Origin of the sequence: Glycomyces sambucus, assembly GCF_900102815.1 — a bacterium.
GTDB lineage: Bacteria > Actinomycetota > Actinomycetes > Mycobacteriales > Micromonosporaceae > Glycomyces > Glycomyces sambucus.
Genome location: NZ_FNGF01000003.1, coordinates 385,412 through 405,720 on the forward strand (window position 1 = coordinate 385,412; position 20,309 = coordinate 405,720).

Annotated in this window: 16 protein-coding genes; 8 read left to right on the forward strand and 8 right to left on the reverse strand. The window is 71.9% G+C overall.

What is annotated here, in order from left to right; translation table 11 throughout:
- Window position 1 precedes the first annotated feature (1 nt).
- The 4 genes from BLS99_RS11435 to BLS99_RS11450 all read right to left on the reverse strand — a co-directional run bounded on the left by BLS99_RS11435 (window position 2) and on the right by BLS99_RS11450 (window position 4,891).
- On the reverse strand, window positions 2-820 hold the full coding sequence (locus tag BLS99_RS11435; RefSeq protein WP_091048967.1) for an SAM-dependent methyltransferase: 819 nt from the start codon (window positions 818-820) through the stop codon (window positions 2-4).
- 233 nt (window positions 821-1,053) lie between these two features.
- A complete protein-coding gene (locus BLS99_RS11440) occupies window positions 1,054-2,199 on the reverse strand; it encodes an LCP family protein (RefSeq protein ID WP_091048970.1) in 1,146 nt (381 codons plus the stop codon).
- A 69-nt stretch (window positions 2,200-2,268) separates the two neighbouring features.
- On the reverse strand, window positions 2,269-3,237 hold the full coding sequence (locus tag BLS99_RS11445; protein ID WP_091048974.1) for a UDP-glucuronic acid decarboxylase family protein: 969 nt from the start codon (window positions 3,235-3,237) through the stop codon (window positions 2,269-2,271).
- 82 nt (window positions 3,238-3,319) lie between these two features.
- Window positions 3,320-4,891, reverse strand: coding sequence for a sugar transferase (locus BLS99_RS11450; RefSeq protein WP_091048978.1), 1,572 nt, complete (start codon window positions 4,889-4,891; stop codon window positions 3,320-3,322).
- Window positions 4,892-5,112: 221 nt separating this feature from the next.
- Between BLS99_RS11450 and BLS99_RS27630 the strand changes: the two genes are divergently transcribed.
- Window positions 5,113-6,264, forward strand: coding sequence for a glycosyltransferase family 4 protein (locus BLS99_RS27630; RefSeq protein WP_091048981.1), 1,152 nt, complete (start codon window positions 5,113-5,115; stop codon window positions 6,262-6,264).
- Here the strand turns inward: BLS99_RS27630 and BLS99_RS11460 are convergent.
- Window positions 6,261-6,962: a CDP-alcohol phosphatidyltransferase family protein gene (locus BLS99_RS11460; RefSeq protein WP_091048982.1), complete on the reverse strand. Its 702-nt coding sequence runs from the start codon at window positions 6,960-6,962 to the stop codon at window positions 6,261-6,263. The genes BLS99_RS27630 and BLS99_RS11460 overlap by 4 nt on opposite strands.
- A gap of 261 nt (window positions 6,963-7,223) precedes the next feature.
- On the opposite strand from BLS99_RS11460, the gene BLS99_RS11465 reads away from it, so the two are divergent.
- Window positions 7,224-8,720 carry a glutamate-cysteine ligase family protein gene (locus BLS99_RS11465; RefSeq protein ID WP_091048985.1) on the forward strand — a complete coding sequence of 499 codons (1,497 nt, stop codon included), beginning with the start codon at window positions 7,224-7,226 and terminating at the stop codon, window positions 8,718-8,720.
- Window positions 8,721-8,794: 74 nt separating this feature from the next.
- On the opposite strand, the gene BLS99_RS11470 is transcribed toward BLS99_RS11465, so the two are convergent.
- Entirely contained in the window at window positions 8,795-10,081 is a 1,287-nt protein-coding gene (locus BLS99_RS11470; RefSeq protein ID WP_091048989.1) for a hypothetical protein, read from the reverse strand.
- Window positions 10,082-10,271: 190 nt separating this feature from the next.
- Between BLS99_RS11470 and BLS99_RS11475 the strand changes: the two genes are divergently transcribed.
- The 3 genes from BLS99_RS11475 to BLS99_RS11485 all read left to right on the forward strand — a co-directional run bounded on the left by BLS99_RS11475 (window position 10,272) and on the right by BLS99_RS11485 (window position 15,074).
- Complete coding sequence (locus tag BLS99_RS11475; protein WP_091048992.1) at window positions 10,272-11,546, forward strand: serine hydroxymethyltransferase; 1,275 nt, start codon at window positions 10,272-10,274, stop codon at window positions 11,544-11,546.
- A 209-nt stretch (window positions 11,547-11,755) separates the two neighbouring features.
- The gene (locus BLS99_RS11480) at window positions 11,756-13,336 is read left to right on the forward strand and encodes an LPXTG cell wall anchor domain-containing protein (RefSeq protein ID WP_091048997.1); all 1,581 of its coding nucleotides are present in this window, start codon (window positions 11,756-11,758) and stop codon (window positions 13,334-13,336) included.
- Window positions 13,337-13,526: 190 nt separating this feature from the next.
- Window positions 13,527-15,074, forward strand: a complete 1,548-nt coding sequence (locus BLS99_RS11485; RefSeq protein ID WP_091049001.1) for an LPXTG cell wall anchor domain-containing protein — start codon at window positions 13,527-13,529, stop codon at window positions 15,072-15,074.
- Between the two features lie 144 nt (window positions 15,075-15,218).
- On the opposite strand, the gene BLS99_RS11490 is transcribed toward BLS99_RS11485, so the two are convergent.
- Window positions 15,219-15,437: a hypothetical protein gene (locus tag BLS99_RS11490; protein WP_091049003.1), complete on the reverse strand. Its 219-nt coding sequence runs from the start codon at window positions 15,435-15,437 to the stop codon at window positions 15,219-15,221.
- A gap of 320 nt (window positions 15,438-15,757) precedes the next feature.
- Here BLS99_RS11490 and BLS99_RS11495 point away from each other — a divergent pair, with 320 nt between their 5' ends.
- Window positions 15,758-16,582 carry a P1 family peptidase gene (locus BLS99_RS11495; RefSeq protein WP_091049005.1) on the forward strand — a complete coding sequence of 275 codons (825 nt, stop codon included), beginning with the start codon at window positions 15,758-15,760 and terminating at the stop codon, window positions 16,580-16,582.
- A 90-nt stretch (window positions 16,583-16,672) separates the two neighbouring features.
- Entirely contained in the window at window positions 16,673-17,572 is a 900-nt protein-coding gene (locus BLS99_RS11500) for a glycoside hydrolase family 191 protein (protein ID WP_091049008.1), read from the forward strand.
- On the opposite strand, the gene BLS99_RS11505 is transcribed toward BLS99_RS11500, so the two are convergent.
- A complete protein-coding gene (locus tag BLS99_RS11505) occupies window positions 17,554-19,125 on the reverse strand; it encodes a GGDEF domain-containing protein (RefSeq protein WP_143034767.1) in 1,572 nt (523 codons plus the stop codon). The two genes, BLS99_RS11500 and BLS99_RS11505, sit on opposite strands and share 19 nt — an antisense overlap.
- Before the next feature lie 162 nt (window positions 19,126-19,287).
- Here BLS99_RS11505 and BLS99_RS11510 point away from each other — a divergent pair, with 162 nt between their 5' ends.
- Complete coding sequence (locus BLS99_RS11510) at window positions 19,288-20,235, forward strand: hypothetical protein (protein WP_143034768.1); 948 nt, start codon at window positions 19,288-19,290, stop codon at window positions 20,233-20,235.
- Window positions 20,236-20,309 lie beyond the last annotated feature (74 nt).

Below are 20,309 nucleotides of genomic sequence, written 5' to 3' on the forward strand. Positions count from 1 at the left end.
CCTACGGCTTGCGGGCGACGCCGCCCATCATGATCTTGTGCCACGGCTCGATGTCCTCGACCGCGGGCACCTCCTTCTCGGGCTCGCCGGGGAACCAGCGCGGGATGAAGTCGATCTTGTCGTCGACCAGGGGCAGGCCCAGGAAGTGCTCCTTGATCCGCTCGGGGGTGCGGATCCAGCCGTTGCCCAGGGACTCCAGGCCGGCCTGCTCGATGGCCTTCTGGAGCGGTTCGCCGGTGTTGACGAAGTCGGTGATGAGCAGGTAGGACCCGCTGGGGCAGGCGTCGACGAGGACGCGCACCCACTCGTCGGGCTGCTCGTCGTCGTGGAAGTGCATGTGGAGGCCCACGACCATGAGCCCGATGGGCCGGGTGAAGTCGATGTGGGCCTTGACCTCCTCATTGTTGAGGATGCTCTCGGGGTCGCGGAGGTCGGCGGTCACGATCGTCGTGGACTTGTTGGTGGCCAGCAGGGCCCGGCCGTGCGCGAGCACGATCGGGTCGTTGTCCACGTAGACCACCGTCGCCTCGGGGTTGACGCCCTGGGCGATCTGGTGGGTGTTCTGCATGGTGGGCAGGCCCGCGCCGATGTCGAGGAACTGGTCGACGCCCTGCTTGGCGATGTACTCGACGCCCTTGCGGAGGCCCTCGCGGTTGTCGAGCGCGACGTCCCTGGCGTTGGGCACGTACTTCACGTAGGCGTCCCGGCCCTCGCGGTCGGCCGCGAAGTTGTCCTTGCCGCCGAGGATCGCGTCGTAGACGCGGGCGATGGTCGGCCTGGAGATGTCGAAGTCGGGCACGTATTCGTCGTTGTCTGCCATGGCTCAGCCTCTTCGTCGAAGGAACGTTGCGCACATCGTACGACCTTGATCACACTGCCGGGCTTGGGGATCATGCCATGCAGACACACGAGTACCAATGGGCGCAACAGAATCGATGAACCCGGCAGCCACATCGGACCATCGGGGACGCACCGGCACCGGGACGGCGAAGGGCCCGGCCTGACGGCCGGGCCCTTCGCGCGAGCGCTTCTGCTGCGGCTGTTGGTCCGCGGCTACTCTTCCTCGTCCGCGGGGTTCGCCGCGACCCAGTCGCCGACGGTGTCCTCGCGGACGGCCTCCCAGAGGCTCGTCGCCTCCGGGTTGTCGCCCTCGGGGTTGTCGAGGTCGTACGTGTAGACCACGACCGACTCGCCGTCGAACGTGTCGGTGCCGAGGTTCGGCGTGGTCATGAAGACCAGGTCGTCGCTGCGCAGGTCCATGAGGCTGATCGCGGTCGACACCACGTTGAACTCGGTGTCGACCTTGACCGCGTCCGAGGTGGACTCGATGAAGCTGGTGAGCTTCCCGCGGTCGGTGAGGACGCCGGCGCTGAGCGCGGAGTCCATGATCGCCTTGATGAGCTCCTGCTGGTGCTGCATGCGCGCGAAGTCGCCGCGGTTCCACTGGTACCGCTGGCGCACGTAGTCGAGCGCCTCCTCGCCGTTCAGCAGCAGCGGGCCGGCCTCGAAGTAGCGGTGCTCGCCGTGGATCGAGGTGACGCCGTTCTCGTCGTAGTAGTCCGGCGCGTCGGCGGGCTCGATGTCGATCGTGACGCCGCCGAGGGCGTCGACGACCTGCACCAGGCCCGCGAAGTCGATCTCCACGACGTGGTCGACGCGCACGCCCGTCAGCTCCTCGACGGTGAGCACGGTCAGCGTGACCCCGCCCCACGCGTACGCGGAGTTGAACTTCGAGTTCGAGCCGGTGTACTCGGGGTAGTTGCTCGCCTCGGCGTACTCGGGGATGTGCACGTAGAGGTCGCGCGGGATCGAGACGCCGTACGCCTCGGTGCCGTCCTCGTTGACGTGCATGAGGATGACCGTGTCGGAGCGGGCGTCCTCCTCGGCGTTGCCCTCGCGGTGGTCCGAGCCGATGACGAGGATGTTCAGGGCCCCGTTGAGCCGGTCGGGCCGCTCGTCCTCGGGGATCGCCTCCAGGTCGAAGGGGCGTTCGAGGTCGGCGTCGGTGGTCTTGGCGGTCGACCAGATCGCGAAGCCGCCGCCGGTGGCCGCGATCGAGGCCACCAGGCCGATCCCGGAGCCGATGAGGCCCCGCCGGGTCGGTCCGCCGCCCGCCGCCGAGGCGACGCGCGCGCCCCCGCCGCCGCCCGCGGGCGGCACCGAGGCGCTGCCGCGGTAGTTGGAACCGGTATACGTCATGGTGCCAGCTTACGTGGTGTCCGCCCGCCTTCCGGGACCGCGCACGCGGCGCGGATCCTCGGAGCACGCTTAAACGGCGGTGAGCTTCCCCGCAGCGCGCCGCGCCGCGAAGTAGTCGATGGTGGCCTTGAGACCGGACTCGTAGTGGACCTGCGGCTCGTACCCGAGCAGGTCGCGGGCCGCGGTGAGGTCGGGGCGGCGGCGCTCGGGGTCGTCGGAGGGCCGGTCGGTGTACTCGATCGTCGAGGACGAGCCGGTGAGCCGCAGGATCACCTCGGCGATCTCGCCCACGGTCAGCTCGTACTCGGTGCCGAGGTTGACCGGGCCGTACTCGCCGGACTCCAGGAGCAGGACCAGCCCGTTCACGAGATCGTCGACGTAGCACAGCGAGCGGGTCTGGGACCCGTCGCCGTAGACCGTCAGCGGCTCGCCCGCGAGGGCCTGGGAGATGAAGTTCGGGATGACGCGGCCGTCGTCGGGGCGCATCCGCGGGCCGTACGTGTTGAAGATCCGCACGATCGCCGCGTCGAGGCCCTTGTGCCGGTGGTAGGCCGCGACCGCGGCCTCCGAGAAGCGCTTGGCCTCGTCGTAGCAGGAGCGGACGCCGATCGGGTTCACGTTGCCCCAGTAGGACTCCGGCTGCGGGTGCACGAGCGGGTCGCCGTACACCTCGGAGGTGGAGGCCATGAGGAAGCGGGCGCCGTCGGCGAGGGCGCGGTCGAGCGCGTGCAGCGTGCCGACGGAGTCGACGCGGAGGATCTCGACGGGGAGGGTCTCGAAGTCGACCGGGCTGGCCGGGCACGCGAAGTGGAGGACGGCGTCGAAGGGCGCGTCGCCGACGGGCAGGCCCTCGGTGACGTCGGCCTCGACCACCGTGAGGCGGTCGTGGGGGTCGAGGTTGGCCTTCGAGCCGGTGGAGAAGTTGTCGACAGCGGTCACGTCGCAGCCCTTCGCCAGGAGCGCGTCGACCAGGTGGCTCCCCACCAGGCCCGCGCCGCCCGTCACGAGGATGCGGCTGCCGGTTCCGTAAGTAGTCATCAAGATCCCAGATTATCAGGGTTGGCCTGGCGTTCACCTGGGCGCAGGCTGTGCGTTCGCTCAACGCACGCCCGTGTGCCCGTCAGTACGCGCCCTTTCGGCGCAATACTACGGCGACCGTGCGGAACAGGATCTGGAGGTCGGTCGTGAGGGACCAATTGTCGACGTAGTACAGGTCCAGGCGGACCGCGTCGTCCCAGGACAGGTCGGAGCGGCCCGAGACCTGCCACAGGCCGGTGATGCCGGGGCGCACGAGCAGGCGCCGGCGCACGTCGCCGAGGAAGTCGCCGTTCTCGGCCGGGAGCGGCCGGGGGCCGACCAGGCTCATCTCGCCGCGGACGACGTTGATCAGCTGCGGGAACTCGTCGATCGAGGTGCGGCGGAGCCACTTGCCGACCTTGGTGATGCGCGGGTCGTCCTTCATCTTGAACAGCAGGCCGTCGGTCTCGTTGTGCATCATGAGCGCGGCCTGGCGCTCCTCCGCGTCGATGTACATGGTGCGGAACTTCCAGCACGAGAACGTCTCGCCGTCGCGGCCGACGCGGTTCTGGCGGAAGAACACGGGCCCGGGGCTGTCGGCCTTGATGGCGATCGCCACGGCCAGGAACAGCGGCGACAGCAGGATCAGCCCGAACGTCGAGGAGGAGATGTCGAGGATGTTCTTGATCAGCCAGCCGATGCCGGAGATCTTCGGCTCCTCGACGTGCAGCAGCGGCAGGCCCTCGACGGGGCGGATGTGCACCCGGGGGCCGGCGATGTCGGTGAGCGCGGGGGCCACGACCAGGTCGCGGCCGGTCCCTTCGAGCTGCCAGGCGAGGCGGCGCAGGTCGGCGGCGTCGGCCGAGGCCGAGCCGCACACGGCGAGCGTGTCCGCTTCGAGGCGCTCGGCGCAGGTGACGACGTCGGTCCCGGCGAAGACCGGGACCGGGGTGTCGAGGTTGCGGACCGAGGAGGCGCCCTCGGTGACGTATATCCCCACGGGCACGAGGCCCGCGGCGGGCGCGCGGCGCACCGTCCGGTACACCTCCAGCGCCTCGGGGTAGGCGCCGATGAGCAGCACCCGCTGCACGCCCTTCCCGGCGAGGCGCATCTTGTGCAGGCCGTACCGGGCGCCGTAGCGGAAGCCGCACACGAGGACGGCCGCCACCAGGAGGATGACCGCGACCGCGACACGTGACACGTCGGCCTTGAAGGTCAGGGCCGCGAACGACACCAGGGCGAGCATGAACATGGAGGCGCGGATGACGCGCTTGAACTCCTCGTTGCCCATGCCGAAGTACCGGCGGTCGTAGGAGCCGGTGCCCCACAGGGCGAGCAGCCACGCGAGGGGCAGCACCAGCCAGACCGTCAGGTAGAAGAAGTGGAGCTGGTCGTCGGTGTTGAACCCGGCGGCCGGGGAGTGGGTGAGGTTGACGGCGATGACGGTGGCGAGCAGGGCGGCGAGCAGGTCGACCCCGACGAGGGCGCCCTGGTAGTAGCGGTGCCAGTTCGAGGCGCGGACGAGGCGTCGCCAGGTGCGGCGGGTGGCGCCGTTCGTGACCAGCTGGGGGTCACCGCCTACGCGAGCACCGGCCACCTGCGTCCCCGTCCGTCCGTACGGAACACTGCCACTTCCGTGGAGGTTGTTTGCTGGACGTTCCAGGCTCGTAGCCACTGCACATCCCTGCGGTCGTCAGCTTACGGTGGAGGTGAGTGTCCGCGGGGGGAGATCGACGCTGCGTCTTCCGGGCGGCCCGCCGACACGGTACCCGACAACCTACACCTATTCGGCTCCTGCGGTATCTTCGGCCGAGCTGAAAGCCGTTCCCGCCACCCCGTGCGAGGCAGCACCGTCAAGGACAGCACCGCGAAGGACAGCACCGTGAAGGAACACCTGTGAAGATCGTCGTCGCCCACAACCGGTACGCCTCGGCGCAGCCTTCGGGCGAGAACGTCATCGTGGACTACGAGATCGGCGCCCTGCGCGAGGCCGGCGTCGAGGTGGTGCCCTTCCTGCGGTCCTCCGACGAGATCGGTTCCCTTCCCCCGCAAAGGAAGGCGATGCTCGCCGCCTCCCCCGTGCACGCGGCCGGCGTGCAGCGGCGCCTCGCCGAGCTCATCGAGCGCGAGCGCCCCGACCTCCTCCACCTGCACAACCCCTACCCGCTGCTGTCGCCGTCCGTGGTCCACACCGCGCACCGCGCCGGGATCAAAGTGGTCCAGACCATTCACAACTACCGGCACGACTGCATGAACGGGCTCTACTTCCGGGACGGCCGCGACTGCCGCGACTGCCACGGGAAGCGCTGGAACGCGCCCGGCGTCGAGCACGCCTGCTACCGGGGCTCGCGCGCGCAGAGCGCCGTCATGGCCCTCACCCTCGGCGTCCACCGCGACACCTGGCGCTCGGTCGACCGGTTCATCGCGCTCACCGACGCCATGGCCGGGTACCTCAAGAGCATCGGCATGACCGACGAGCAGATCCGCGTCAAACCCAACGCCGTCGCCGACCCCGGCGTGGCGCCCCTCGGCGAGGGCTTCCTGTTCAGCGCCCGCCTCGTCCCCGAGAAGGGCGTCGAACTCCTGCTCGACGCGTGGAAGAGGGCCCGGCCCGCGGTGCCGCTGCGCATCGCCGGGGACGGACCGCTCCGCGGCCTGGTCGAGGAGGCCGCCGCCGCCCACCCCGAGATCCACTACCTCGGGCAGCTCGACCCGGCCGCGCGCGACGCCGCCGTGGCCGCCTCCGCCGCCGTCGTCGTGCCCTCCATCTGGCAGGACATCCTGCCGACCTCCGGCATCGAGGCGCTCGCCGCCGGGCGCGCGGTCGTCGCCACCCGCATGGGCGGGGCGCCGTTCATCGCCGGTGAGGGCACCCCCGCGCCCGCCGGGGTGGTGGCCGCACCGGACGCCGACGCGCTCGCCGCGGCCATCGCCGAGGTCGCGAAGGACCCGTCGTACGCCGCGAACGCGCGCGCCCGCTACGAGGCGGTGTTCGCGCCCGAGGTGACACTGCGCCGGCTCATCGAGATCTACGGGGAACTGCTCTAGCGCAGCGTCGCCCGCGCGCTCACCGCGATGCTCGCCAAGAGGAACAGTCCGTTCACCGCACCGAGGCACAGCATCACGGCCGCCATCGACTCGGGCCACATCAGCGCGAGCGCGATGACGACGATGACGAACCCGTAGTCGCGCACCAGCTTCACCAGCCGCACCGCGATGCTCGTGCTCGTCACCATCGACACCGACGCGTCGTCCTTCGCCATGACCGCGGTGACGAGGTTCGTCATCCACAGGGCCGCGAACGCCGCGCCGCACCACGCGGGCACCCACGGCGTGTACGCGTCGACCACCGCGACCACCACCGCGACCACGGACGCCTGGATGGCGACGTCGCTGAGGATGTCGACCCGCGCCCCGGCGTCGGAGCCGGTGCCGGTGACGCGCGCGAGCTGCCCGTCGGCGCAGTCGAGCATGTAGGCGGCGTGCCACAGCACGAGCGCGCCGAGGGCCGCCGGCCACCACGGGGCGCCGTCGCGCGCCAGCGGGATGTAGGCGATGACGGCGGCGCTCGTGGCGAGCCCGATCACCAGGTTGAGGAGCGTGAGGTGGGTCGGCTTCAGGCCGAGTCGCCATGCGGCGTAAGCGAAGAACGCACCGCCGCGCTGGTCGAGGAGGGTGGCGAGGCCGCCGCCGCGGTGGGCGGCGAGGAAGTCGGCGGGCCGGCGGGACGGGCGCTGTTCGGACACGCGGCGATCCTATCGGGGCGGGCGGCGGGCCCGGGGTGGTGCGGGGCGGTGGCGCCGGTCGCAACGCTGCCGACCTGCCTCGCGACGCAACGTCGCCGGGCGGGACCCCGTTGTGTCAAGATCCCGACACCACCACTGCGGACGACTCCCTAATATGAGCGCGACGTACACCATTTGGGACGAAACAACTTCTCCTTTGGTAGCCAGCGCATGACCAAGCGTCCTAGAGTTGATGGACGTTCGATTCCTGGGGAGGAACATATGGGCGACGAGGTGAGCGGCTCTGCCTTGAAGCACTGGGATCACCCCGCGTACTCGGCGAGACTCCAGGCGGGACGGGCGGCCCTCGCGCAGTTGCTCTCCGAGGAGCGCCTGGACCGGGGCAGACCGATGACCGGGCTCGAACTGGAGCTGGATCTCCTTGAGCCCGACGGGAGTCCGGCGTTCGCGAACGACGCGGTGCTGGAGCACCTGCGCACCTCGGGCGAGGAGGACGCGCTCTACGGGGCCCAGCACGAGCTGGGCGCGTTCAACATCGAGCTGAACCTGCCGCCGCGGCTCCTGGACGGGGCCGGGCTCACCTGGTACGAGAGCGACCTCGCGGCGGTGCTCGCGGAGGTGCGGGAGGCGGCCGGGAAGGCCGGGGTGCAGATCTGTCCGATCGGGACGATGCCGACGCTGTTCACCGACCACATGGGAGTGGACGCGCTCTCGAGCGCGCGGCGGTACCGGATCCTCAACGAGGAGATCATGTCCCAGCGCGGGGAGGACCTGCGCATCGACATCCGGGGCGCGGAGTCGGTGGACTTCACGTCCTCGTCGATCGCGCCGGAGTCGGCGAACACGTCGGTGCAGTTCCACCTCCAGGTGGCGCCGGAGGACTTCGCGCGGCACTGGAACGCGGCGCAGGCGTTCGCGGGCGTGCAGGTGGCGACGGCGGCGAACTCGCCGTACCTGTTCGGGCGCCAGCTGTGGGCCGAGACGCGGGTGATCCTGTTCGAGCAGGGCACCGACACGCGGCGGGCGAACCAGCGGGCGGCGGGCGCGAAGCCGCGGGCGTGGTTCGGGGAGCGGTGGATCGGCGGCGTCCTGGACCTGTTCGACGAGAACTACCGGCACTTCGCGCCGCTTTTACCGCTGTGCGACGAGGAGGACCCCGAGGCGGTCGTGTCGCGCGGCGGGGTCCCGACGCTCCAGGAGCTGCGGTACCACAACGGGACCGTGTACCGGTGGAACCGCCCGGTGTACGACGTGCACCGGGGGCGTCCCCATGTGCGCGTGGAGAACCGGGTGGTCGCGGCGGGGCCGACGGCGATCGACATCTGCGCGAACATGGCGCTGTTCTACGGCCTGGTGGCGTACTTCGCGGACGCGCCGGTGCCGCTGAGCGAGCGGTTCGAGTTCGCGACGGCGGCGGCGAACTTCCGCGCGGCGGCGCGGCACGGGATCAACGCCGACCAGGTGTGGCCGGGGATGGGGCTGGTCCCGGTGCGGCGCCTGGTCCTGGAGGAGCTGCTGCCGAAGGCCGCGGAGGGGCTGTCGTCGCTGGGCGTCGGGGGCCGGGACGTGGACCGGTACCTGGGGGTGGTCGAGGCGCGGTGCCGCCGGGGCGTGAACGGCGCGACCTGGCAGGTCGCGCGGGTGCAGGTCGCCGAGCACCGGCAGCGGCTGGAGCGGCGGGACGCGCTGCGGGCGATGGTGCTCGACTACGCGGCGCGCTCGGCGGACGGGCGCCCGGTCCACGAGTGGGACCTGTGAGAGCAAGAGCATGAAGCGGCCGGGCCCGATGGGCCCGGCCGCTTCCGCTTGCGCTGCTCGCCGTCCGGTACCGCCTACTCCTCGGCGTCGTCCTCGGAGTTGATCTTGCGGCGGGTGCGGGCGGTGGTCTTCTTGGCGCGCCGGTTCGGCTTGGGGGCCTCTTCCTTGGGCTCGTCCATGTCGACGGCCTTGAGCTCCTGCACCCAGTCGACGTCGGGGTTGGGGGTGTCGTCGCCCTCCTGCGGCTCCCATTCGGCGCGCTTCTGCGCCTCCTGCTTGGCGGCGCGCTCGGAGTCCTTCGCGATCTGCTTCTCGCGGCGGGTGGGGCGCTTGGGCCGCGCGGGGGTCGCGGGCGCGGCGGGCAGGTCCTTGGTGGTGTCCTGGCCGTCGTCGTAGGCGGTGGCCGGGGCGGGGACGGTCCAGCCGGGGACGGACTCGGTGAGCCCGGCGGGGGTCTCGCGGACCTCCTCGGCGCGGTCGTCGATCTGGCCGCCCCCCTTGGGGAGCGCGCACACGACGAGGGAGCCCAGGAGCCCGGCGATGGCGGCGTACGGGCCGACGAGCATGACGGCGAGGGACTCGGCGTTGTCGAGGCGGGAGGGCCCGGCGACGAGGTGGGCGACGGTGACGATGAGGGGCCCGGCGATGCCCGAGGCCGCGGCGATGCGGTACCCGGAGCTGGAGATGTGGCTGCGGCGCGCGAACGCGGCGACCACGGCGCCGATGACGAGCGAGCCGGTCACGAACGGGATCGCGATGGAGAATCCGCGGGTGCCCAGGAACGTGTCGGACCCGGCCCACGAGCCCCACACGGCGAGCTCGGTGACCGGGGAGACCCGGTCGCCGACCTCCACGAACACGGCGAGGATCGCCAGGAGCCACACCAGGGCGGCGGAGGCGCCGACGTTGACGGCCACGGACCGGGAGGACAGGCCGATGAGCGCCAGCGCGAACCCGACCGCGGCGCCGAGGCCGGCGGCGATGAGCGGGTCGACGGGGAAGCTGGTGAACACCGCGCCCTGCTCGGCCGAGAGGGCGACGAGCGGGCCGACGGTGAACGCGCCGGCGGCGGAGGCGAGGACCGCGGCGAAGCGGGTCGCGGGGGTGGAGTGGGCGGCGGCCCGGGAGCCGATGGCGCCGGAGGCGAGGCCGCCGACGACGCAGGAGGCGGCCGTGAACCACGCGACCCACGCGAGGTTGGCGTTCCAGCGGTAGTCGAGGACGGGGTCGGCGGCCCCGGGGGCCGCGTCGGCCCAGGAGAGGAGCCCGAAGCCGTAGGCCAGGCCGAGCTGGGCGAGCGCGGCGAGCGCCGCGACCGCGAACCCGGCGCCGACGGTCTTCGCGGCGGATCTAGGTGACATACGTCGCACGCTACTGCGTGTACGCAATGGAGTCTCGCACGGCCGATCGCGTGAGGGCGCGGGCGCCCGCGCCGTCTCACACGCGGGGAAACGGGCGGGGCCCGGACCGGCCCCTCCGGCTATGCTCGGACCATCAAGGCCACCTGCCCGGTCGCCGTGCGAGATCATGCCGATCAGCGAGGAGCATTGCATGTCCGACGCCTACGAGGCCCTCACCGCGAAGCTCGCGGCCGCCGACCCCGAGATCGAACGGCTCATCGAGGCCGAGGGTCGCCGCGAGTCCGAGAAGATCCGCCTCATCGCGTCCGAGAACTACGTGTCCCAGGCGGTCATGGAGGCCACGGGCTCGATCCTGACGAACAAGTACTCCGAGGGGTACGCCGGGAAGCGCTACTACGAGGGCCAGCAGTTCATCGACCCCGTGGAGCAGCTCGCGATCGACCGGGCGAAGGCCCTGTTCGGCGCGGAGCACGCGAACGTGCAGCCGTACTCGGGCAGCCCGGCGAACCTGGCCGTGTACATGGCGTTCCTGAACCCGGGCGACAAGGTCCTGGGCATGGGCCTGCCCGCGGGCGGGCACCTGACCCACGGGTCGAAGGTCTCGGCCACCGGCAAGTGGTTCGACGCGGTCGCCTACGGGGTCCGCCGCGACACCGGGCGCATCGACCTCGACGAGGTCGCCGAGATCGCCCGCCGGGAGCGCCCGAAGCTCATCATCTGCGGCGGGACCGCGATCCCCCGCACCGTCGACTTCGCGGGCTTCGCGGCCATCGCCGAGGAGGTCGGCGCGGTGCTCATGGCCGACATCGCGCACATCGCCGGGCTCGTCGCCGGCGGCGCGCACCCGACGCCGGTCGGGCACGCCGACGTGGTCACCACGACCACGCACAAGACGCTCCGCGGCCCGCGCGGCGCGATGATCCTCACGACCGAGGAGCACGCGAAGGCGATCGACAAGGCCGTGTTCCCCGGCCTCCAGGGCGGCCCGCACAACCACACCACCGCGGCGATCGCGGTGGCGCTGCGCGAGGCGGCGACCGAGGCGTTCAAGGAGTACGCGGCGCAGATCGTGAAGAACGCGAAGGCGCTCGCGGCGGGCCTGACGGCGCGCGGCTTCGACCTGGTGTCGGGCGGCACGGACAACCACCTGATCCTCGCGGACCTCACCTCGAAGGACATCGGCGGGAAGCCGGCGGCGAAGGCCCTGGACGCGGCGGGCATCGAGCTGAACTTCAACTCGGTCCCGTTCGACACGCGCAAGCCGTTCGACCCGTCGGGGCTGCGCATCGGCACCTCGTCGGTGACGACCCGCGGCATGACCGAGGGCGACATGGACCTCATCGCCGGGTGGATCGACCGGGCCGTCGCGGCGGCGAAGGACGGCAAGGACGCGGAGCTGGAGTCGATCGCGGGCGAGATCCGCGAGCACACGAAGGCGTTCCCGATCCCGGGCTGGCAGGCGTAACCGCCGCCCACCTGCGAGAACAGGCGCTCCTCCACTCGGAGGGGCGCCTTTCGCGTGTGCGCTGCGCCACGCCGCGGAAATTTCTCGAAGTCCGCTGCATCAGGTGCGGGACCGGCGGCGTCTAGTAGTCATCGAGTCCCCGCACGGGAGCACCCACAAGGGACTGTCCACTCTCACCTGACGTTTCTCACCTGCCAAGGAATCCCGCCATGCCTGCACCCTCTTCCCTGGCGGCGCGCGCCCTCAAGCGCTCCGCCGCCCTCGCCGGGGCCGCCGCCCTCGGCGCCGGCGCCTTCGCCCTCCCCGCCCACGCCCAGACCCCCGCACCCGCGGTCGAAGTGGTCTTCGACGAGCCGGTCCAGGCCGGCGCCGACTTCGCGACCGGCGCGATCGGCCTCGAATTCGGCGACGACTTCACCCCCGGCGAGCACGACGTGTTCGCCCAGCTCAGCGTCTACGGCGACGGCTGGGAGCTCGCCCCCGGCGAGACCGGCGACGGCGCGTGCACCCTCGACGCGATCCCGCCGCAGTGGGTCAACTGCGACGCCGCCGACTCCGACGCGGAGATCGACTTCGCGTTCGACTACCGCATCGACGGCGGCGCGCCCTCGGGCGACTACGACTGGACGCTGCTCGTCAGCGTCGACGGCACCGCCCTGGAGCCCGTGAACGGCACCGTCGAGGTGGCCGGGGACGAGGGCGGGGGCGAGTCGCCGTTCCTGTACGAGTCCACCGAACTCGAGATCGAGTCCGGCAGCACCGTCGGCGCCGGCCCGGTCTACTACCAGGAGGGCGAGATCCCGGCCGACACGGCGGCGCTCGTCTACGGCGTCTCCGCGCCCGAGTACATGCTCGCCGGCACCGCCGAGGTGACCGCGCCCTACGACAACTGCGTCGACGGCTTCAACGGCGGCCCCGGCGTCACCTGCGTCGTCACCGACTTCCCCGACGAGCCCGGCAGCGCCGTGACGACCACCCAGCCGGTGGAGTTCACCGTGTTCCGCGAGGTCCCCGGCCCGATCGAGCTGTGCGGCTGCTCCTTCGAGGTCCGCGCGGTCGACGCCGCGGAACTCGAGGCCGAGTTCGGCGGCGTGCCGACCACGGGCGACCTCTTCGGGCTGGCCGTCGCCGACGGGAGCCACGACCCGGCCGACTTCGCCTCCTGGGGCCCGGTCACCATCCGCACCACCCCGGACCACCCGTTCGACCTCGCGATCGAGGACGCCGACATCAAGGGCGACAACGGCGACCAGGTCACCGTGACGATCCCCGTCGAGAACCTCGGCCCGGCCGACGCCTGGTCCTTCTTCGACGGACCCGGCTCCTACGCGCTCGTCGGCGAACTGCCCGAGGGCACCGAGTTCGTGTCGATCGCCGCCGACGAGTCCGCCTACTGCAAGGAGTTCTCCGACGACTACCTCGGCGAGACCGTCCCCGCGATCGAGGACCGCGACGCGGCCGACTTCGTCTGCATCTTCACCAGCGTCCCCCGCACGGCGACCTACGACGTCGAACTCACGGTGAAGGTCACCGACGAGGACGCCGACGCGAAGGGCGTGCTCCAGATCGTCGCCTTCCAGAGCGACGGCCACCCCGGCGCGATCGAGACCGAGACCGACGACAACCGCGCCGACCTCACCCTCAACGGCACCACCGGCTCCGGGCAGCTCCCGAAGACCGGCTCCTCGATGACGTGGATCCTCGCCGGAGCGGGCGCCGCGCTCGTCATCGGCGCCGTCCTCTTCATCGCCACCCGCCGCCGCAAGACCGCGGCCGAACCCGCCGAGTAGACCCGGCAGGAAGAGCTCACCACCGAGGAACACCGCGAGCGCCCGGCCCCCACAGGCCGGGCGCTCTTGCGTGCTCGCGAGGAACCGCAGGAAAACCGAAGGACGGTCGCAACCGGTCACCTTCCGTTCGCGTTGAGTTCATATAGGTCCGCCGCCCGGCCGCCGGCCGGGCCCTCGCAAAGGAACTCCCATGACTCCGCCCCTCCCGCACCGCGCGGGCAGGCGCCTGGCGGCCGTCCTCGCGGCCCTGCTCGCGGGGGCCCTCGCCGTCCCCGCCGCCGCCCAGGCGCAACCGCCCGCCGAGACGAACTACGACTTCAACGGCCCGGTGAACCTGGGCGACGCACCGCTGCCGGGCGGGTTCACGCTCGTCTTCGGCGACGACTTCACGCCCGGCGCGCACACGGTGACCGTGGCCCTCGACGTCGACGCCGCGCCCGGCACCTTCGCCTTCACCACCGGCGACCAGGGCGCCCTGCCCTGCACCCACCACGGCACCGGCGTCGACTGCGTCCGCGACGCCGCCGAGGCCGAACTGCACTTCGCGTTCCTGTTCGCCGCCGCCGACGACGCCCAGCCGGGCGTCTACGGGTACACCGCGACCGCGACCGTCGACGGCACCGAGGTCGACACGTACTCCGGCGCGATCGAGATCGTCGACCCGTTCCCGGCCCAGGCGTTCCCGTTCCGGCACGCGAACCTCGCCCACACCGGCGTCGAGCCCGGCGCCACCGTCGACGTCTTCCCCGAGTTCCTCCAGCAGGACGCGTTCGACCCGGGCACCGGCGCCGTGGTCCTCACCTTCACCGAACCCGAGTACGCCGCCTACGACCAGGGCGCGGACGCGATCGCCGCGTACGACAACTGCGCCGCCGACCACGCCGGCCGGCGCGGCGTCGTCTGCGTCGTCACCGACCTCACCGACGCCCCCGGGACCGTGTTCACCACGACCGGCCCGGTCCCCTACGAGGTCGACCCGCTCGCGCCAGGCCCCTTCGACGTGTGCGTCTGCTACTACAGCGCCACCACCGTCAGCAAGGACGAGCGCGAGTCGACCTACGGGGACATCACCTGGGACGAGGACGGCCACGTCCTCGGGCTGCGCGCCGTCGCCGACCCCGAACTGGAGTACTCGGACCCCACGGTCGGGGAGCTCGACATCGTCACCCGCGAGCACTTCTACGACCTGGCGATCGGCGACGCGGACGCGCGCGGCGCCGCCGGGGACGAGCGGACGCTCACCGTCCCGATCCGCAACGACGGGCCCGCGACCGCGTTCGGGCTCTTCGGGATCCACTCCTACTACGTGACCGGCGCGCTGCCGGACGGGCTCGACCTGGTCCGCGTCGACAGCGACGGCCGCGAGCACTGGGACTGCCTGGACGACGACGAGGCCGCCGAACTGCTCCCGGAGGTCGACGCGGGCGCGAGCGACTTCCTGTGCATGTTCGACCGGCTCGACGCCGGCGGGACGATCGCGTTCACGTTCACCGTGGAGGTCACCGACCCCGGCTCGACCGACCGGGGCGTCCTGGAGGTCCACGGCCGCAACAACGCCGGGATCTACCCGGGCGTGCTGGAGGACGACCTCGCGGACAACACCGGGTCGATCACCGTCAACGCCGTGTACCTGCCCGACACCGGCGCGTCGCTGACGTGGGTCCTCGCCGGGGCGCTCGCGGCGCTCGTCGCGGGCGCGGTCCTGTTCGCGGCGACGCGCCGCAGGTCCGGGAGGTAGACGGAGGGCCCCGGCCGCGATGCGGCCGGGGCCCGTCCCGTGTCCGGGCGTGCGAAACGCGCCGGGCCCGTGGGCCGGCGCGTTCAGCGGTCGGAGTTGTTGCAGTCCGGCGCGGCGCCTTGTGGGCGCGCTCGCCGCTCGGTCCTAGCGGGCCAGGCCGGCGAGGGCGCGGCCCTCGACCCGGTCGGCCACCCGGCGCAGGACGCCGGCGGTCGAGAGGCGGACCTTCTCGGGGCGGGTGACGCCGAAGGCGTACGGCCTGTCGGCCCGTCCGTCGTCAACGACCGGCGCGTTCGGCAGGGCCGAGGTGGCGGTGGTGTTGGCGGCGTCGACTGCGAGGTAAGCACCTACGAACTCGTACATGATGATTCCTTCCCGGCGGGGTGCGCCGGATCGTGGATTCTGAAGGGGGGCCGCTCGTCGATGACGCCATTGTCGACGGCGGGGAACCGTCGCGGTCGCTGACCGCTTCGGGAGGCCGCTCGCGGAAGCGGTTCGGGTTCGCCGTTCCGGCTCCGCCGTTCCCGGCCTCTGCACCAATGTTAAGCCCGCCCGACGAGGGAAATCCAGGGATTTCGCGTGGGTCACAGGTGTCCCGCGACACTGTCCACAAAGATCTGAGTTACCGTTCGGTTATCGAATTTCAGAGGCGTTCCGGGGCACCGCGGCGGTACTCTGTCCGGATGCGGGACTTGGGAGTTCGCGTCGGCCACTGGACCGGCGAGCACACCGGCTGCACGGTGCTGCTGTTCGAGGAGGCCGTGCTCGCCTCGGGCGAGGTCCGCGGCGGCGCCCCCGCCAGCCGCGAGATCGAGCTCCTCGACCCCCTCCGCTCCAACACCGGCATCGACGCGGTCCTGCTCACCGGCGGCTCCGCGTTCGGCCTCGCCGCCGCCGACGGCGTCATGCAGTGGCTCGCCGAGCGCGGCCGCGGCGTCCCCACGCCGGGCGGCACGGTCCCGATCGTCCCCACCCTGGGCCTCTACGACCTCGACGGCACCGGGAACGTCCCGGCCGCCGCGCACGGCTACGAGGCGTGCGACGCCGCCATGGCCCCGTTCGAACCCGCACTCGACGGACCCGTCGGCGCCGGCCGCGGCGCCACCGTCGGCCAGTGGCGCGGCGTGACCCTCCCCTCGGGCCTGCGCACCGCCACCGTCAGCGCCGGACCCGTGGTCGTCACCGCCCTCGCCGCCGTCAACGCCTTCGGCGAACCCGGCCCGCTCGACCGCGACCTCCTCAGACCCGAGGGCTTCGCCGCCGGCGGGTTCGGCCGCAACACCACCATCGGTGTCGTCGTCACCAACGCCCGCCTCGACAAGGTCGAATGCGCGCTCGTCGCCCAAGGCGCCCACGACGGCCTCGCCAAGGCGATCAGCCCGGTCCACACCCGCATGGACGGCGACGCGTTCATCGCCGCCGCCACCGGGGGCCTCCACGCCTCCGTGGACGTGGTCCGCGCCCTCGCCGTCGAGGCCGTCGCCGAGGCGATAGGCGACACCGACTGATAGGCGGCACCGACTAGGCGCGCGGCCGGAGGCCACGCCCGCGCGAAGGCGAAACCGGCCCACTCGCCGGACCGGGATACCCTCGGGCGCATGAGACGCATCGGCGCCGCCATCGCAGCCCTCCCCCTCCTCCTGGCCGCGTGCACCCAAGCCGACGCCGACCCCCTCGGCGAACCCCTCCCCGAGGACGCCGCCGCCCCTGACAGCTGGCTCTACCAGCTCAGCGGCTACGAGGACGACACCCTCGACGCGGTCGCCGCCGCACCCCAGCCGACCGCCGTGATCGACCTCGCCCGCGACGGCGGCGACGGCTACTGGACCGCCGCGGAGATCACCGCCCTCCACGACGCCGGCAAGACCGTCTACGCCTACTTCTCCATGGGCTCCATCGAGACCTACCGCCCCGAGTACGACGCCGTCGCCGCCACCGACCTCGTCCTCAACCAGTGGGGCGACTGGCCCGACGAGTACTTCGTCGAGTACTGGGACCAGCACTGGTGGGACCTCGTCATGCAGCCGCGCCTCGACCAGGCGATCAGCGCGGGATTCGACGGCGTCTACCTCGACGTCCCCAACGCCTACGAGGAGATCGACCTCGCCCTCGTCCCCGGCGAGACCCGCGAGACCCTCGCCCGCAAGATGGCCGACCTCGTCATCGCCGCGGACGAGTACACCGCCGACCGGCTCGCGATCCTGCCCCAGAACTCCCCCGAGCTCATCGACCAGGACGGCTACCTCGACGCCATCGACGGCATCGGGATCGAAGAACTCTGGTTCCTCAACGCCGACACGCCCTGCGACGAGGACTGGTGCGCCGAGAACCTCGACAACACCCGGGCGATCCATGACGCCGGCAAGCTCGTCCTCGCCGTCGACTACGCCGCCGACCCGGCCAACAAGGCCGCCGCCTGCGCCCACTACGCCGAAGAGGGGTTCACCGGAGCCGTCGCCGGCGTCGACCTCGACACCGTCTACGAACCGTGCCAGTAGACCACGCCGTAGTCCTCCGGGTCGTCCGCCTCGTCGGCAGTTAAAAGGCCCTTCCGCGACCGCTTCATCTGGTACATCGCCTGGTCCGCGGCCCACAGCGTCTGCGACGGGTTCCCGCCCGTCGCCAGCCTCGCCCACCCGATCGACACGTCGACCGGCGTCCCCGGCACCGAGTACTCCCAGTTCTCGGCCGCCACCGCCACCCGGATCCGCTGCGACACCGCGTCCGCGTCGTACTCCGACGCCCCCGGCAGCACCATGATGAACTCGTCGCCGCCCGTGCGCGCCAGCAGGTCGCCCGAGCGCACCACGCTCGACAACAGCGCCGCCAGCCGCTGGAGGATCGCGTCCCCCGCCTGGTGGCCGTGCGTGTCGTTCACCGCCTTGAACCCGTCCAGGTCCAGCACCGCGATCATCCCGTCGCCCTCGACCTCCGCCAGGAACGCGTCCAGGCGGCGCCGGTTCGGCAGCCCCGTCAGCTCGTCGGTGTTCGCCCGGTCCGCCCAGCCCGCCGCCGCCCGCCGCAGCTGGTCGTGGTCGACCAGCGCCGCCGCCGACGCCAGGTAGATCGTGTGGAACTCGTTGATCTGCTTGTACAGCGCGTACGTCGTCGCGTGCGCCGCCAGGATCGACGCCGCGTGGTCGCCCTTCGCCACCAGCGCCAGCGACCGCAGGTGCTGCGGCTCCATCACCCCGAGGGTCTCGTCCCCGATGTCCCGCGCCTCCAGCACCTCCAGGGCCTCCAGGCCCCGCGCCTGCGCGATGAGCCGCGACGCCCGCGCCATCGTCCGCAGGTCCATCGCCTCCACCGACGACGTCTCCTCGGGCAGCAGGTGCTCCACCGACCACTGCTCGCTGAACCCCAGCAGCGACAGCCGCGCGAGCGCGTAGTGCACCCACTCCAGCTCCCGCGTGTCCAGGTCGTGCAGGCTCGGTTTCACCCGCCGCAGCTCCTGGCGCAGCAGGCCCGTGCACGCCCGCGGGTCGCCGGTGTAGTACCGCAGCAGCGCGTCCCGCACCCGGATCTCCACGCCCTCCACAGAGGACCGCGTCACCCCCGCCCGCTCCGCGAGCGTGTGGCACTGGTCCAGCGCCCCCGCCGCCTGCTGCTGGTACCCGCAGTTCGACAGGATCACCGCCAGGTCGTACCAGGCGTCGACCGCCGCCTGGCTCGCCTCCGTCATCGACCGCAGCGCGCGCGACGACAGGACCAGGCGCTGCGCCGTGAAGTCGAGGGACTTGATGTGGTGGTGGTAGTACCAGGCCGCGAGCGCGTGGTACTTCCCGTCCAGGCGCGGGTCCCGGCAGCGCGCGACCGCGGTGCCCGCCTGGTCGATGGTGTTCGGGATCTTGTCGATCGCCCGCTGGGAGATCTGGCCCTGGAGGATGAACAGCCACGCCTGGGCCCGCTGCTGCGCGGTCTCGGAGTTGTAGACGATCCAGGTCGCCTCACTGACGGCCTCGGCCACCTGGCCGGACCGCATGAGTCCGCGCAGACGCCGGTACTGGTCGGCATAATCACGCGCTGACGTGAGCTCCCTCCGTGGCGTCACGCGTCTATCCTGCCACCCGTTCGGCGATATATCCAGTGCCGCAGGTGCCGGGCCCGGCCCCCGCGGGCCCCGGAAGGTCATGGGCGCGAACCGTTCTCCCCCCTCGGAGGGGAATCGGCGCCTAGAGTTGGGGCAGTGCCCGATATGGAAGGATGGTGGGCTTTGCTCCCTGCGTGTCCGTGCACGTCCTGCGGCGAGCCGCTGCCGGTGGCCCCGGGCGCGACCGTCCTGGCCTGCGAGTCCTGCGGGACCGCCCTCCACGGCCGGCCCGCCGCGCGGCGCCTGGTCGACCCCGACTGGACCGCGTTGCCGCCCAAGGCGAAGGGCCGCTACGCCGACGACACCCCCGAGCTCATCACCGTCCCCGACGCCATGGTGCCGTTCAGGATCGAGCGCGCCACCGCCCGCCGCCTCCTGCGGGACCGGACCCGGCGCCACTGGTTCGCGCCGCGGGCGTTCCGGAAGGTCGACGAGGCCGAGTCGTTCCGGGCCGCGTACCTGCCGCACTGGGTGTGGGGGGCGTGGACGCGTTCGCGGTACCGGGCCGCGCGCGGGGACTTCACATGGGCGAGCGCGGGCCGGGCGGGCGCGGCGCACGGCAGCCGGGTGCGGGGCGTGCGGTGGCGACCGGCGGCGGGGACGCTGGACCGGACGTTCGCCGACGTGGTCGTGCCGGCGACGGTGCGCGTGGACGCGGGGATGCTCGCGGACCTGCTGCGGGACTGGCGGCTCGGCGGCGCGGTGCCGTTCGACCCGGCGCTCCTGGAGGGCCGGTGGGTGCAGCGGTACGACCTGGAGCCGGAGGTCGGCCTGGAGCTGGCGAAGGCGCGGATGGCGGCCGCGGTGGAGGCCGAGGTGCGGGGCCTGGTGGGCGGGGACGCGCAGCACGTCCCGGTGATCGACACGGCCTACTCGGGCCTGGGGTACCGGCTGGTGCTGCTGCCGGTGTACTTGGCGTCGTACCCGCACCGGGGCCGGCGGCGGATGGTCGCGGTGCACGGCGAGTCGGGCCGGGTGGTGGCCGGGCGGCCGTGGAGCGGGACGAGACTCGGAATCGCGTTCGCGCTCGCAGCGGCTGTGGCAAGCGTCATACTGTATTCGGTGATGTAATCCGTTTTCGTCCGGAACTGCGGGCGGACGGGATGGTATGCAGCGCGGCCACCGGATGAACATGAACTACTGTC